Below are 14442 nucleotides of genomic sequence, written 5' to 3'. Positions count from 1 at the left end.
AGCGGCTTGACAACCGCCGACGCGCGCTGGAATACGCGGGGTCTTTCTCAGTCGGTCAGCGCGGGAAACCAGAGCGCGATCTCACGCTCGGCCGATTCCGGCGAGTCCGATCCGTGGACCAGGTTGTACTGAGTGCTCAGCGCGTAGTCGCCGCGAATCGTACCTGGCACGGCCTTCTCCACGGGGTCGGTTCCGCCCGCGATCTGGCGGAATGCGGCGACAGCTCGCGGCCCCTCCAGCACGGCGGCGACCAGCGGACCCGACGTGATGAACTCGACCAACGACGGGTAGAAGGGCTTGCCCTCATGCTCCGCGTAGTGCTTGGCCGCGAGGTCGTCGCTGACGTTTTTGAGCTCGAGTGCCGCGAAGGTCAGGCCTTTGCGCTCGATGCGGGCGAGGATGTCGCCGACGAGCGAACGCGAAACGCCGTCGGGCTTGATGAGTACCAGAGTCCGTTCAGTCACGAGCACACTGTAGCGACCCGACGCCCACACTCCACTCCGACCTCGTAATTCGAATCCCACCATATTCAATTCCGATGGGGCACTACTTGTCGGTCAGGGGCAGTATTTGGGCTCGATCGGGAAGAAGCCGTAGTCAAAGAGATTGCCCGCGCTGGTGTGCGAGTTGATGATCACCTGGACGCATCCGCCCGGCGAGGCGAGTGCGGCGGTCACCGCCCTGTCGAACTGGCCTGCGAAGGCAAGGTTCGCTGGCCGATAGGAATCCGGCACCGGCAGTGCTGCGACGGCCTGCGGCAGGTTCATCGAGTCCATGCGCTTGGTGAGGTCATGCGTCGCGATGTAGCCGAACGCCTCACCGGGAACAGGCATCGGCGGTCCCGGCGTCGGGAGCGCAAGGTCGGAGGGCGCCACCGACTGCGGTGTCGCCGATTGGGGAGCGACGGACTGGGGCGTCGTCTTTTCGGGAGCGGCCACTGCCTCCGGCGCGCTGATCACACCCAGGGGTACCAGCGCCATCGAGGCTGCTGTCGCCGCGGCGAGCCGCAAGTTTCGCGAGGTCTTCGCTGCGGTGTGGTTGATACGGGTGGTCGGTGCGCTAAAGGTCACGCGACTCCTCTCGGTGTGATGACGTGTCCGACGTCGTGCGGGACTCCTCGTCGCCAGCGGCTAGGAGGCGTCGTTGGATAACCATGGTTGTTTCAGGGAACGTCGACTGCCCCCGGCGCTTGCGCCTCGTCATTGTCCCCGGCGCTTGCGCCTCGTCATTGTCCCCGGCGCTTGCGCCTCGTCATTGTCACAGAGCACACGCAGAATGCAAAGATGCATACATCACATTTCTGGCTGTATCGGTACCAGCACCGGGTCGACGCTGCTCAGGCGAAGTGCACGATGCTGATCGCGCCCGCCACGAGGCAGTAGACCACGAACGGATACAGCGTCCGCGTGTGGAAGTACTTCGCAAGAAACGCGACGGCCGCGAAGGCGGCGACGAACGCACATACCGATCCGACGAGTACCTGTCCCCCGATGCCCTGACCGTCGGGTCCGAAGAGTTCGGGGATCTTGAGCACCCCGGCGGCGAGGATGACGGGCGTGGCGAGCAGGAATGCGAAGTGCGCCGCGTCCTCATGATCGAGGCCCCGCAGGAGGCCGGCCGAAATCGTCGAGCCCGAGCGCGAGATCCCCGGGAACAGCGCGAGTATCTGAGCCGACCCGATCGCCGTGCCTTCCTTCATCGACAGCGAGGTGACCGACCGGGCAGGCGCCTGCCGGGCCACGGCGTGCCGCCCGATTCGATTGCGACGCCTGCGCAAAAGCTCGGTGGTGAGAAGCACGAGACCGTTGAGGAACAGCAGGATCGCCGCCGCCAGCGGGGTCGCGAACAACACGCGCAGCGGCTTCTCTGCGATCAATCCCACGACACCGACCGGAATCGTGCCCGCGATGAGCAACCAGGCGAGGCGGGCATCACTGTCGTCGTCGACGCTTCGGTGGCGGATCGATCGGATGAATCCAGCGACGATGCGCACCCAATCGCGCCAGTAGAACAGGATCAGGGCCAGTGCGGTTGCGACGTGCAGCGCGACGACGAAGGCGAGAAATGGCGTGTGTCCCGAACTCTTCGACTCCGTGACCAGTTTCGCCCAGTCTCCACCGAGCCAGGCGGGGACGAGGATCGAATGCCCGAGGCTCGACACCGGAAACAGTTCGGTGACGCCCTGCAGAAGCCCGAGAATCGCCGCTTGCGGGTAGGTCAGGTCAGTCACGAAAAGCGCTCCCTCAGTGTCGACAAGTTCTTGTCTCCCGGGACGCCACAGTAGCGAAATCCGTTGTGCCGCGCGCTAATCGGACAATTGCGGCGGGGCGCTTCAGTTCTCGATCGGCTCCTGGCCGTAGAGCAGACCGCGGTCGATTCGACGCTGCACGTCGCCCTTGATGTAGCGGATATAGAGCCAGACGCAACCGAAGATCACGCCGATCACCGCGATCGACCAATGGAAGACACCGCCGATGATCACGAGAACCTGCAGTGCCAGGTTGATGTTGAGCGCTTGTGGTCGCTTCTGCATTCCGACTGCGAGCACCATCAACAGCGTCACCACACCGAGATACGTCCCCGACACCCAGGTCAGGCCGTTGCCCACCCGCGCAACGATCGGGAACGTCAGGATCATGACGATGACCTCGAGCACCATGGTGCCCGCCATCACGCCACGCAGGCCCTTCCACGGGTCGTTCGTCGGTGCGGTGAACTTGGGCGTGGCCGCGGATTCCGGTGTGTTGCTGCCCGATTCGCTCATGCGGGCTCCTTCCCGAACAGCGTTCGTCCGGCGCCTGCCGTCACCACCGACCCGGTGATGACCACTCCGGCGCCCGACACCGGTTCGCCGTCGGACTCCTCGGCGAGTCCGATCGCTGCTTCGACGGCGTCGGGCAGGAAGGGTTCGACGTGCACCCGCTCCTCGCCGAAGACCTCACGCGCGGTCTCGGCGAGTGTCTCGGCGTCGACGGCCCGCGGCGAGCCGTTGTTGGTGACGACCACCGCGTCGAGTACCGGCTCGAGTTCGGTGAGGAACCCCGCGGCATCCTTGTCGCCGAGCATCCCGATGACGCCGACGAGACGTCGGAAGTCGAACTCCTCGGTGAGTGCGTGCGCGAGCGCGTGTGCTCCGTGTGGGTTGTGCGCGGCGTCGACGAAGACGGTCGGCGCGCTGCGAACACGTTCGAGCCGGCCGGGACTGCTGACTGCCGCGAAGCCCGCGCGCACGGCGTCGATGTCGAGTTGGCGGCCGGGTCCCGCACCGAAGAATGCTTCGACGGCGGCCAGCGCGATCGACGCGTTCGCCGCCTGATGCTCGCCGTGCAGCGGCAGGAAGACCTCGTCGTAGACACCGCCGAGGCCCTGCAGACGCAGGAGTTGCCCACCGACGGCCGTGACGGATTCGATGACCGCGAACTCGGAGTTCTGCCGTGCGACGACAGTGTCTTGCGCGACGGCCTCGCGCAACAGCACGTCCATCACCTCCGGCTGCTGCGGTGCGATCACGGTCACCGGATCGGTCACCACCAGGTCATCCTTGGCGGGTTTGATGATCCCGGCCTTCTCCCCCGCGATCGCCGCAAGAGAATCGCCGAGGTAGTCGGCGTGATCCATCGCGATCGCGGTGATGACGGCGACCGTCGCGTCGACGACGTTCGTCGCGTCCCAGCGCCCACCCATCCCCGTCTCGACCACGGCGACGTCGACCGGCGCCTCGGCAAAGTACGCGAACGCGATGGCGGTGAGCACCTCGAACTTGCTCATGCGCGGACCGTCGGCGGCCGTCGACGAATCGTCGACCATCGTGACGTACGGCTCGATGTCGCGGTAGGTGTCGATGAAGTCGCGCGCCGAGATCGGGCGGCCGTCGACGGCGATCCGCTCGGTGACCCGCTGCAGGTGCGGACTGGTGTACCGACCGGATCGACGATGCAGCGCGACCATGAGCGAGTCGATCATCCGAGTGACCGACGTCTTGCCGTTTGTGCCGGCGATGTGGATCGCGGGATAGGCGTGCTGGGGTGACCCCAGCAGATCCATCAACGCCGCGATACGGGTCAGCGACGGCTCGATCCGCGTTTCCGGCCACCGCGTGTCGAGTTCGTTCTCCAACTCGGCGAGCTCGGCGAGATCCGACGGACTGTCGACGACGATGATCGGGGTGTCGTCGAGGTCGTCGCCGAGGAGCGAACCGAGATTCATCGGATCGGGCTCGACGTCGCCGTCCTCGTAGCCGGCGAAGTCTGCCGACGTGAAGATCGGCTCCCCGTCATCTTCCAGGTAGTCCCTGTCTGAGGATTCCCTGTCTGAGGCGTCCGTGTCTGAGGCGTCCGTGTCTGGGGAGTAGTCGTCGTCTCCCCGGCCCGGCCGGCCGTCGCGCGAACTCATGACCCGCCCAGCGATGCCAGTTTCGCCCCGAGCCGCTCGACTTCTTCGGTCGCGACCTGCTGCCGTTCCCGGATCTTGGCGACGACGTTGTCGGGAGCTTTCGCGAGGAACTGCTCGTTTCCGAGCTTGGCCGTCGTCTGTGCGAGTTCTTTCTCAGCGGCGGCGAGGTCTTTGGCCGCACGTTTGCGTTCGGCCTCGATATCGACCGTGCCGGAGGTGTCGATCCGGACGGTGACCGTCGCCGACGACAGCCGGACGTCGACCGTGGCGGTCGCGGAGAAGTCGTCGCCTGCGCCGTCGAGACGGGCGAGTGAGTCGAGGTAGGGCCGCACGTCGGACAGTCCCGCGGCATCGAGGCCGTCGATCTCGGCCGCGACCCGTTGCCCCGGTCGGAGTCCCTGGTCGCTGCGGAAGCGTCGAACCTCGGTGATCAGTCGCTGGAGGTCGTCGACTTCGGTTGCCGCAGCGGCGTCGGCCGGACGCCCCGACCGCGTCGGCCACGACGCGATCACCACGGACTCTCCACCGGTCAACGTCTTCCACAACACCTCGGTGACGAATGGCATGACCGGCGACAACGCGCGCAGCAGCGGGTCGAGGACAGCGCCGAGCACCAGGGCCGTCGACCGCGAGCGCTGCGGATCATCCTGTGCGAACTGCACTTTCGCGAGCTCGAGGTACCAGTCGCAGACCTCGTCCCACGCGAAGTGATACAGCGCCTCGCATGCCTTGGAGAACTCGTACGAGTCGAATCCGGCGTCGACCTCGGCGAGTACCTCGTCGAGGCGCCCGAGAATCCAGCGGTCGGCGACGGTCAGGTCGGCGGCGTCGGGTAGCTCGCCGTCCGCAGGCACCTGCGCACCGTTCATCAGGGCGAACTTGGTGGCGTTGTACAGCTTGGTCGCGAAGTTGCGCGACGACTGTGCGTGGTCCTCGCCGACAGAGATGTCCGATCCGGGATTCGCGCTACGGGCAAGCGTGAACCGCAGCGCGTCGGCGCCGAAACGGTCGACCCAGTCGAGGGGATCGATGCCGTTGCCGCGTGACTTCGACATCTTGCGGCCGTGCTCGTCGCGCACGAGTCCGTGCAAGAACAGGTTGTGGAACGGCACCTTCTTGTCGGCGTCGAAATCCTTGCCGACGTAGGTACCGAACATCATCATTCGGGCGACCCAGAAGAACAGGATGTCGTAGCCGGTGACGAGCACCGAGTTGGGATAGAACTTCTCGAAATCAGGGGTGTCGTCCGGCCAGCCGAGCGTCGAGAACGGCCACAATCCCGACGAGAACCACGTGTCGAGCACGTCGGTTTCCTGCACATAGCCCTCGGGCGCCTGCTCGTCCGGTCCGACGCAGACGACCTCACCGTCGGGGCCGTACCAGATCGGGATGCGGTGACCCCACCAGAGCTGGCGCGAGATGCACCAGTCGTGCATGTCGTCGACCCAGGCAAACCAGCGCGGCTCCATCGACTTCGGATGGATGACCGTCGATCCGTCACGCACGGCATCGCCCGCGGCCTTCGCCAGCGACTCGACCGCAACCCACCACTGCATCGACAGCCGTGGCTCGATCGGCTCGCCGGTCCGCTCGGAATGACCGACGCTGTGCAGGTACGGCCGGACCTCCTTCACGATGCGGCCCTGCGCGGCGAGCGCCTCACGGATCTTGACGCGCGCCTCGAAGCGGTCCATACCGTCGAATTGCGTTCCTGTATCAGCGATGCGAGCTTCTTCGTCCATGATCGTCGGCATCGGCAGATCATGTCGGGCACCGACCGCGAAGTCGTTCGGGTCGTGCGCGGGAGTGATCTTGACTGCGCCCGTACCGAATTCGGGGTCGACATAGTCGTCGGCGATGACCGGGATCTTGCGGTCGAGGAACGGATGCTCGAGTTCGGTTCCTACGAGGGCGGCATACCGTTCGTCGTCGGGATGCACAGCGATCGCCGTGTCGCCGAGCATCGTCTCCATTCGAGTCGTCGCAACGACGATGTGAGGCTCGGAGTCGTCGAGCGACCCGTAGCGGAAGCTGACGAGCTCGCCCTCGACGTCGGCGTAGCTGACCTCGATGTCGCTGACCGCGGTCTTGAGCACCGGCGACCAGTTGACGAGACGCTCAGCCTGGTAGATCAGCCCGTCGTCGTACATCTTCTTGAAGACGGTCTGGACTGCTCGGGACAGGCCCCCGTCCATGGTGAAGCGTTCACGGGTCCAGTCGACGCCGTCGCCGAGTCGGCGCATCTGCTCCCCGATGTTGCCGCTGATCTCGGCCTTCTCCTGCCAGACCCGCTCGATGAAGGCATCGCGACCGAGATCGTCGCGGGTGAGTCCCTCGGCAGCTAGTTTGCGCTCGACCATGGTCTGCATCGCAATGGCGGCGTGGTCCATGCCGGGCAGCCACAGCGTCTCGAAACCCTGCATGCGTGCGCGGCGGGTCAACGCGTCCATCAGGACGTGCTCGTACGCGTGCCCCATGTGCAGCGACCCGTTGACATTGGGCGGTGGGATGACGATGGAGTACGCGGGTTTGTCGCTGGAAGCATCCGGAGTGAAGTACCCGGCATCAACCCAGCCCTGGTAGAGCTTCGACTCGTGGTCGGCGGGGTCCCAGGATTTCGGCAGTGCAGGCGTCGAGTCGGTCACCCTTCAATCTTAGGGAACGCCGTCGTCGCTCTTCACACCGTCTCCGACTGTCTCCTCATGCAGCCTTTCAGTCGCGCCTCAGCCGATCGCTTCGGCACGCGCGGCGTCGGCCGAAACCCGCACTCGGTGGACATCTTCCGGAGAGTTCACATTGGTCAGCCACAGGGGGTCCGAGACGGTGACCCGATAGGTCGCCAGGGCGTCGAGGGCCGCTGTCATTCGACGCTCCCCCGTCGCGACGAGTTGGCCGATGGCGTCGGCAGCGTCGGTGCGGTAGATGGCCGCCATGGGATGGTCGCGTTCGGCGTCGTGGGCGACGACAGCACCCGCGGAGTCGGTCACCGCCTGACTCAGTTCATCGATCAGGCCCGGCTCGATGAGCGGCATGTCGGTCGCCGACACGAACGCGTGCGAACGGCCGGCTTCGCGAGCAGCAGCCAGTCCGACGGCGAGGCCCGCCAACGGACCGGCGCCGGGCTGCTCGTCGGTCACCCACACCGCTTCCGGGCCGCCGGTACCGTGCAGCAACCGATAGGCCGCCGAGTCCTCCGGGGCCACGACGAATACCGGTTCGCACCGTTGCGAGATCACGCGCACGACACCCGCGAGCATGGGTTCGCCGTTCCAATCGAGTGCCGCCTTGTCACTGCCCATGCGGCGTGAACGGCCACCCGCCAATACGATTCCGGCGATCTGATGTTCGGTGAGTGTCATCTGACCAGTCTGTACCACCCCCGGTGTCACCGTCTGGAAGACGACAAAACGCGAGGCTGCAAGACGACGACACGCGGGCCCCGTCTGTGTCCAGATGGGGCCCGCGTGTCAGAAAGTTGCTGCGGTGTCAGGCGCTCTTGTCGCGACGCTCGGCAGACGTGTCGGACCGCGGCACGATCGTCGGCAGCACGTTGTCATTGACCGTCTCCGCGGTCACCACAACCTTCTCGACGTCGTCGCGGCTCGGGATGTCGTACATGACCGGAAGCAACACTTCCTCCATGATGGCGCGGAGCCCACGTGCACCCGTGCCGCGATGGATAGCCTGGTCGGCGACTGCCTCCAACGCATCCTGCGTGAACTCCAGCTCGACGTCGTCCATGTCGAAGAGCTTTGTGTACTGCTTCACCAGCGCGTTCTTCGGTTCCGACAGGATCGAGACAAGTGATTCCTTGTCGAGATTCGTCACCGACGCGATCATCGGCAGACGTCCGATGAACTCGGGGATCAGACCGAACTTGATGAGATCCTCTGGCATGACATCGGCGAAATGATCGCTCGTGTCGACCTCGGCCCGACTCGCCACTTCATTGCCGAAACCGATGCCGCGCTTCCCGATTCGCTCGGAGATGATCTTCTCGAGTCCCGCGAATGCTCCCGCGACGATGAACAACACGTTGGTCGTGTCGATCTGGATGAACTCTTGGTGAGGATGCTTGCGGCCACCCTGCGGCGGCACAGAGGCCTGCGTGCCCTCGAGGATCTTGAGGAGCGCCTGCTGCACACCTTCGCCGGAGACGTCGCGAGTGATCGACGGGTTCTCGCTCTTGCGGGCGATCTTGTCGACCTCGTCGATGTAGATGATGCCGGTCTCGGCGCGCTTGACGTCGTAGTCGGCGGCCTGGATCAGCTTGAGGAGAATGTTCTCGACGTCCTCACCGACATAACCGGCCTCGGTGAGCGCGGTGGCGTCGGCGATGGCGAACGGCACGTTGAGCATCTTGGCGAGCGTCTGCGCGAGGTAGGTCTTGCCGCAGCCGGTTGGGCCGAGCATCAAGATATTCGACTTGGCGAGTTCGACGACCTCGCCGGTGCGCGAGTCCTTCTTCTCCCCTGCCTGAATTCGCTTGTAGTGGTTGTACACAGCAACCGCGAGCGTGCGCTTGGCCGTGTCCTGACCGATGACGTAATTCTCGAGGAAGTCGCGGATCTCTGCCGGCTTGGGCAGTTCGTCGAGCTTCACGTCGCCGTTCTCGGCGAGTTCTTCCTCGATGATCTCGTTGCACAGGTCGATGCACTCGTCGCAGATGTACACGCCGGGTCCAGCAATGAGCTTCTTGACCTGCTTCTGGCTCTTTCCACAGAACGAGCACTTCAGCAGATCGCCACCGTCTCCGATTCGTGCCATCTCGCGCCGTACCTACTTCCCTTGCTTGCCGTGCTGCCGCACCGCGGGGGCGGGAGGTTGTCGGGGGTCGGTCGGATTTCGATCGCGACATTTGCTCTTATCGGTCGAAGTTATGTCGACACGCGGGTACCGTCGTCGCAGACCTCGTACCGGGGCAGTCGGATGCGGACCATCGCCTGGCAGGATCGTCCGATATCACGACGGTACCCGCGTGTCGACATAACTTCGACCGATAAGAGCAAATGTCGCGATCGAAATCCGACCGACCCCCGACAACCTCCCGCCCCCGCGGTGCGGCACTCAAGCATGCACCCTGTGCCGCACCGTCATCGGGGAACCCCGAGGGGTGTGTCGCTACTTCTTCATCGACTTCTTGCGGTACTCGAACACCTCGTCCACGATCCCGTATTCCTTCGCCTGGTCGGCGGTGAGGATGTTGTCACGGTCGGTGTCCTTGCGGATCTTCTCCTTGGACTGGCCGGTGTGACCCGCGAGGATCTCGTCGAGGCGGTTGCGGATGCGCTCGATCTCGGCGGCCTGGATCTCGAGATCCGACACCTGACCCTGGAACGCTCCACCCGTACGCGGCTGGTGGATCAGAATGGTCGCGTTCGGCAACGCCGCACGCTTTCCGGGGCTACCGCCCGCGAGCAGGATCGCCGCAGCCGACGCCGCCTCTCCGAGGCAGACGGTCACGATGTCGCAGTGGACGTACTGCATCGTGTCGTAGATCGCGAGCATGTCGGGCACGCTGCCGCCCGGCGAGTTGATGTACATGGTGATGTCGCGGTCGGGGTCCTGCGATTCGAGAACCAGCAACTGCGCCATGACGTCGTTGGCGACCGTCTGGTCGATCGGCGTTCCGACGAACACGATGCGCTCTTCGAACAGCTTCGCGTATGGGTCGTACTGACGCTGACCGTTGGGGGTGTGCTCGATGAACTGCGGGAGGATGTAACGCATTTCGATGTTCTTCAGCGCGAGGGCCGAAGCGGGAATCCCTGCGGCGACGTCGGCCGGCAGCGAGTCGTACATGTTGGTCATGGTCTGCTCCGTGAAGTGTGAGGTGACGGGTGAACTCGACTGTGGTTGATCGCTTGAGATCTACGACGCCTGGCTGGCGCGCGAGATCACGTGGTCGACGAGGCCGTAGTCCTTGGCCGCCTCTGCGGTGAACCACTTGTCGCGATCGGCGTCAGCCTCGATCTGCTCCACCGTCTGACCGGTGTGCTCGGCGTTCAACTCGTTCATCTGCTTCTTGGTCGTCGCGAACTGCTCTGCCTGAATCGCGATATCGGCAGCCGTACCACCGATACCCGCGGACGGCTGGTGCATCATGATGCGTGCGTGCGGCAGTGCGTAGCGCTTGCCCTTGGCGCCTGCGGTGAGCAGGAACTGACCCATCGACGCCGCGAGGCCCATCGCATAGGTGGCGATGTCGCACTCGGCGAGTTCCATCGTGTCGAAGATCGCCATACCCGCGGTCACCGAGCCGCCGGGCGAGTTGATGTACATGTGGATGTCTCGCGTGGGGTCCTCGGCGGCGAGCAGCAGGATCTGCGCGCACAACCGGTTGGCGATGTCGTCGTCGACCTGGGTGCCCAGGAAGATGATTCGCTCTCGCAGCAGCCGCTCGAACACCGAGTCGCTCAGGTTCAGCCCGGCGACCCCTGAACTCATCGAGGGTGTGTAAATGGTCGGCTTGCTCACGGTTCCCACCTTGTCTGTCGTTTGTGGTCTGTCTCGTCCGCGCCCCGGCTGACCCGGGGCCCGTGTGCTTGTTGATCTCGAGTTGATGATGACCGGGCGCGACCTGTAGATGGCATGCCCTGTCGATCTCGCTTACTCGGGATCGTCCTCACCGACAGTAGTCAATCGAAGGGGCCCGACACCGCCCATGACGCCCCTATTCGCTGAGAGCAGAACAGCCGGACCCGGGCATGGCCCAGTATCCGGCTGTCACGTCCTGCGTCGAAAAGTCAGGCGTCGGAGTCTTTCTTGTCCGTGCCCGACTCGTCAGCGGCCGAATCGTCCGCATCGGCATCGGCGTCGTCGGCGCCACCGCCGAAGAACTCCGCGGTGTCGACGGTGTTGCCTTCGGAGTCGGTCACGGTGACCTCGTCGACGATGCCTGCGAGCGCCTTGCCGCGGCGAACGTCGGCGTACACCGCGCCGACCTGATTGGCCTGGGTGAGCTGCTGGATGAACTCCTGCGGAGCCATCCCGTAACGCTGCGCCTGGAACAGGATCTGCTGGGTCAGCTCGTCCTGGCTGACCTCGGTCTCCTGCTGCTCGGCGATGGCGTCGAGAAGCAGCTGCGTGCGGACCGACTTCTCGGCCGACTCACGAGCGTTGTTCTCGAACTCCTCACGCGTGGTGCCCTGCGCCTCGAGCAACTGCTCGAAGACCGCGTCGTCGTGGCCGATGCTGTGCAGCACCTGCTCGAGCTGCCCGTCGACCTCGGCCTGCACGACGTTCTCCGGCAGCGGGATCTCGACGGTGTCGAGGAGCTTGTCGAGCACGGCGTCACGAACAGCATTGGCCTGATCGAATCGCTTCGACTGCTCGACGCGCTCGACGATCGACTCGCGCAGCTCGTCGACGGTGTCGAACTCGGAGGCCATCTGGGCGAACTCGTCGTCGAGTTCAGGCAGCTCGCGCTCCTTGACCGAGTTCACCGTGACGGTGACCTCGGCGTCGGCTCCGGCATGCTCGCCGGCAACGAGCTTCGTGGTGAAGGTCGTCGACTCGCCGGCCTTCAGACCGACGAGAGCCTCGTCGAGTCCGTCGATCAACTGACCCGAGCCGACCTCGTGCGACAGCCCTTCGGTCGACGCGTCCTCGACGTTCTCTCCGTCGACGGTCGCCGACAGGTCGATCGAGACGTGGTCACCGTTCTCGACGGCGCGCTCGACGCCCTTGAGCGTTCCGAATCGGCCGCGCAGCCCCTCGAGCTGCTCGTTGACCGCGTCATCGTCGTCGGCGACGGCGTCGACCTCGACCGCAAGCGTCGAGTAGTCGGGAAGCTCGATCTCCGGCCGGACGTCGACCTCAGCGGTGAAGCTGATGCTCTCGCCGTACTTCAGCTCGGACAGGTCGATCTCGGGCTGGCCGATCGCCTTGGTCTCGGTCTCGGCGACCGCTTCCGAGTACTTGCCCGGAAGCGCGTCGTTGACGACCTGCGCGAGGATCGAGTCGCGACCGACCCGAGCCTCGATCAACTTCGCCGGCGCCTTGCCCGGACGGAAGCCCGGGATGCGGATCTGCTGTGCCAGCGAGCGGTATGCCCGGTCGAAGTCGCCCGAGAGTTCCTCGAACGGTACTTCGACATTGAGCTTCACTCGGGTCGGGCTGAGTTGCTCGACGGTGCTCTTCACGCCTCAATGCTCCTTATGTGTACGTGCGTACGTCCTGATCTGTCGGGATGACAGGATTCGAACCTGCGACCCTCCGCTCCCAAAGCGGATGCGCTACCAAGCTGCGCCACATCCCGGTGGCCTCGATACACCTCACCGCGGGCCCCGATGACCCGTGTTGAGAGCCATCGGTTCCCTGACGAGCAGGGCCAACAGAAGATAGTACGTGGCCCCTGTTGAGTAACCGAATCCGGTCCTCGACGACGTATGTGTGCCGAGCCGCGGACATGTGAATTCGGAGCCACTCGGCCCCTGGGAACCCTTACGTGACACCCGGTCGTCCAGGCGATTTCGATTCCGAACCACTCATTGGGTACAGTCACATGCGCTGCCGCTCGGCGACAGCACGCGGGTGTAGCTCAATGGTAGAGCCCTAGTCTTCCAAACTAGCTACGCGGGTTCGATTCCCGTCACCCGCTCCGATGAGGTCAGAGGGTTTTTCCCTCTGACCTTTTCTTTTCCATCTTCTTTTCCATCAACGTTCGGGTTCGCAACTCCCGTCGAGCATCGACAACCCAGCACCGACACACTCGTCCACACAGCGAATGTGATCCACGCCACATTCGGGTGTAACCTTGCTCTATGTCCTCCAGCTACTCCAAGACTCCGCGCAAGTGCTCTACCTGCGGCGCACCGCTGTTCGTCCGCCGCGACGTGACGACGTCGGAGAGCGGCACTCCACGCGTCGACGCCATGCTCGTCTGCCGCAACGAGGGATGCTCACAACCTGCGCTTCACCTCAAGACCGAACACCCGGATAACCAGAGCCAGCCGGCGTAATGCGCGGAGCCGCAGCCTCTTCGAGACCTTCGGGTTGCCGATTCGGATGAAATGTGACCGGTGTCACATAAGACGAGGGTCTATCCGCCGACCTCCCCTTTTACGTTCGCGAAGCACCGATGTGACACCACAATGGGGCGTCGTACGCGTTTGCCTTTGAAGGGAAGACAACGGTTGTGTAACGATGGTCGCGGCGCCTCGGGGGGGTGCGCCCGTACTGTCCCGAGAGCGAAGGTTTGCGAACTCCCGTGCTGAACACAACGTCGTCCCATCGTCGCCGTAAGAGCGTCGTCCGTGGACTCATCGCAGCTGTCATCGGCGTCTTCGCCGTTGCACTTGCCGCGCCGGGCATCGCCCAGGCCACGCCAGTCACCGTCGTGCCGGGGCTGCCGCCTGTCGAGGTCCCCGACAACATCCCGGGACTGCCGACTCCGCCCAAGCAGACAACTCCTGCGCCGGCTCCCAAGACCACCACGCCTCCTCCTACCACCACGCAGGAGACCCCCGGCGTTCCCGCGATTCCCAACGTCAAGACCTCGACCGGGTGGATCGCGCTGGCAACCGATGGCGATCACACCATCTACTGGTGGAAGGACGGCAAGTTCGTCAAGAAGATGCCGATCTCCATGGGATCCAACGCGCATCCGACTCCGAACGGCGTCTACCACACCCGTGAGAAGTACCAGCACATCGTGATGGACTCCTCGACCTACGGCGTTCCGGTCGACTCACCCGAGGGCTACCGCACCGACGTCGACTGGGCGACCCGCATGTCGGGCGACGGCATCTTCATCCACGCCGCACCCTGGTCGGTCGCTCAGCAGGGCAACAGCAACGTCAGCCACGGTTGCATCAACATCAGCACCGAGAACGGCAAGTGGGTCTACGACACCATCCCGCAGGGCACCCCGATCGTGGTCCGCGGCACTGTCGGTGGCCAGTACGACGGCAACTGATCTGCCCATCTGACTTACAAGACACGAGAGAGGCTCCCGGTCGTGGACCTGTCTCTTATAAACATCTACGAGCCCACGACACCGGAGCCTATGTGGTATTGCGTCTTGTGGTTGAAAAAAAAAAAGTCGGG

General features: G+C 64.3%; 13 protein-coding genes and 2 tRNA genes. 3 read left to right on the top strand and 12 right to left on the bottom strand.

What is annotated here, in order from left to right; genetic code table 11:
* Positions 1–47: 47 nt before the first annotated feature.
* The 12 genes from ndk to A5777_RS14840 all read right to left on the bottom strand — a co-directional run bounded on the left by ndk (position 48) and on the right by A5777_RS14840 (position 12652).
* Positions 48–464, bottom strand: a complete 417-nt coding sequence (ndk, locus tag A5777_RS14895; RefSeq protein WP_039855220.1) for a nucleoside-diphosphate kinase — start codon at positions 462–464, stop codon at positions 48–50.
* A 93-nt stretch (positions 465–557) separates the two neighbouring features.
* A complete protein-coding gene (locus A5777_RS14890; protein WP_005205059.1) occupies positions 558–1070 on the bottom strand; it encodes a hypothetical protein in 513 nt (170 codons plus the stop codon).
* Between the two features lie 266 nt (positions 1071–1336).
* Positions 1337–2230, bottom strand: coding sequence for an undecaprenyl-diphosphate phosphatase (locus tag A5777_RS14885; protein WP_005205060.1), 894 nt, complete (start codon positions 2228–2230; stop codon positions 1337–1339).
* A 102-nt stretch (positions 2231–2332) separates the two neighbouring features.
* A complete protein-coding gene (locus A5777_RS14880; protein WP_005205062.1) occupies positions 2333–2764 on the bottom strand; it encodes a DUF4233 domain-containing protein in 432 nt (143 codons plus the stop codon).
* Positions 2761–4206 (bottom strand): bifunctional tetrahydrofolate synthase/dihydrofolate synthase, encoded by a 1446-nt coding sequence (gene folC, locus A5777_RS14875; protein WP_174273037.1) that lies wholly within the window; start codon positions 4204–4206, stop codon positions 2761–2763. Before folC ends, A5777_RS14880 begins: the two co-directional genes overlap by 4 nt.
* Before the next feature lie 182 nt (positions 4207–4388).
* Positions 4389–7037, bottom strand: a complete 2649-nt coding sequence (locus tag A5777_RS14870; RefSeq protein WP_005205066.1) for a valine--tRNA ligase — start codon at positions 7035–7037, stop codon at positions 4389–4391.
* 78 nt (positions 7038–7115) lie between these two features.
* The gene (gene mobA / locus A5777_RS14865; protein WP_039855223.1) at positions 7116–7751 is read right to left on the bottom strand and encodes a molybdenum cofactor guanylyltransferase; all 636 of its coding nucleotides are present in this window, start codon (positions 7749–7751) and stop codon (positions 7116–7118) included.
* 127 nt (positions 7752–7878) lie between these two features.
* Entirely contained in the window at positions 7879–9159 is a 1281-nt protein-coding gene (gene clpX / locus A5777_RS14860) for an ATP-dependent Clp protease ATP-binding subunit ClpX (RefSeq protein WP_064863244.1), read from the bottom strand.
* Positions 9160–9513: 354 nt separating this feature from the next.
* Complete coding sequence (locus A5777_RS14855; protein WP_005207743.1) at positions 9514–10203, bottom strand: ATP-dependent Clp protease proteolytic subunit; 690 nt, start codon at positions 10201–10203, stop codon at positions 9514–9516.
* Positions 10204–10263: 60 nt separating this feature from the next.
* The gene (locus tag A5777_RS14850) at positions 10264–10869 is read right to left on the bottom strand and encodes an ATP-dependent Clp protease proteolytic subunit (RefSeq protein ID WP_064863254.1); all 606 of its coding nucleotides are present in this window, start codon (positions 10867–10869) and stop codon (positions 10264–10266) included.
* A gap of 269 nt (positions 10870–11138) precedes the next feature.
* Positions 11139–12536, bottom strand: a complete 1398-nt coding sequence (gene tig / locus A5777_RS14845) for a trigger factor (RefSeq protein ID WP_064863243.1) — start codon at positions 12534–12536, stop codon at positions 11139–11141.
* Positions 12537–12578: 42 nt separating this feature from the next.
* Positions 12579–12652, bottom strand: a tRNA-Pro gene (locus tag A5777_RS14840).
* Between the two features lie 271 nt (positions 12653–12923).
* Here A5777_RS14840 and A5777_RS14835 point away from each other — a divergent pair.
* The 3 genes from A5777_RS14835 (at position 12924) to A5777_RS14830 (ending at position 14311) form a co-directional block, all read left to right on the top strand.
* Positions 12924–12994 (top strand) — tRNA-Gly (locus A5777_RS14835).
* 163 nt (positions 12995–13157) lie between these two features.
* On the top strand, positions 13158–13355 hold the full coding sequence (locus tag A5777_RS24255; RefSeq protein WP_082933687.1) for a hypothetical protein: 198 nt from the start codon (positions 13158–13160) through the stop codon (positions 13353–13355).
* A 248-nt stretch (positions 13356–13603) separates the two neighbouring features.
* On the top strand, positions 13604–14311 hold the full coding sequence (locus A5777_RS14830) for a L,D-transpeptidase (protein WP_005207746.1): 708 nt from the start codon (positions 13604–13606) through the stop codon (positions 14309–14311).
* The last annotated feature ends 131 nt before the right edge of the window (positions 14312–14442 follow it).

This window comes from Gordonia sp. 852002-10350_SCH5691597 (assembly GCF_001665715.1).
In the GTDB taxonomy this organism is placed as follows: domain Bacteria; phylum Actinomycetota; class Actinomycetes; order Mycobacteriales; family Mycobacteriaceae; genus Gordonia; species Gordonia sputi.
Note: the sequence above shows the minus strand (reverse complement) of the source record. Positions and strands in the feature narration are given on the sequence as shown.

Bases quoted from the DNA above. Each gene is read 5' to 3' on its own strand.
- A5777_RS14855 (WP_005207743.1), bottom strand. From the start codon at position 10,203: ATGACCAACATGTACGACTCGCTGCCGGCCGACGTCGCCGCAGGGATT.
- A5777_RS24255 (WP_082933687.1), top strand. From the start codon at position 13,158: ATGTCCTCCAGCTACTCCAAGACTCCGCGCAAGTGCTCTACCTGCGGC.
- mobA (WP_039855223.1), bottom strand. From the start codon at position 7,751: ATGACACTCACCGAACATCAGATCGCCGGAATCGTATTGGCGGGTGGC.
- clpX (WP_064863244.1), bottom strand. From the start codon at position 9,159: ATGGCACGAATCGGAGACGGTGGCGATCTGCTGAAGTGCTCGTTCTGT.
- folC (WP_174273037.1), bottom strand. From the start codon at position 4,206: ATGAATCTCGGTTCGCTCCTCGGCGACGACCTCGACGACACCCCGATC.
- A5777_RS14880 (WP_005205062.1), bottom strand. From the start codon at position 2,764: ATGAGCGAATCGGGCAGCAACACACCGGAATCCGCGGCCACGCCCAAG.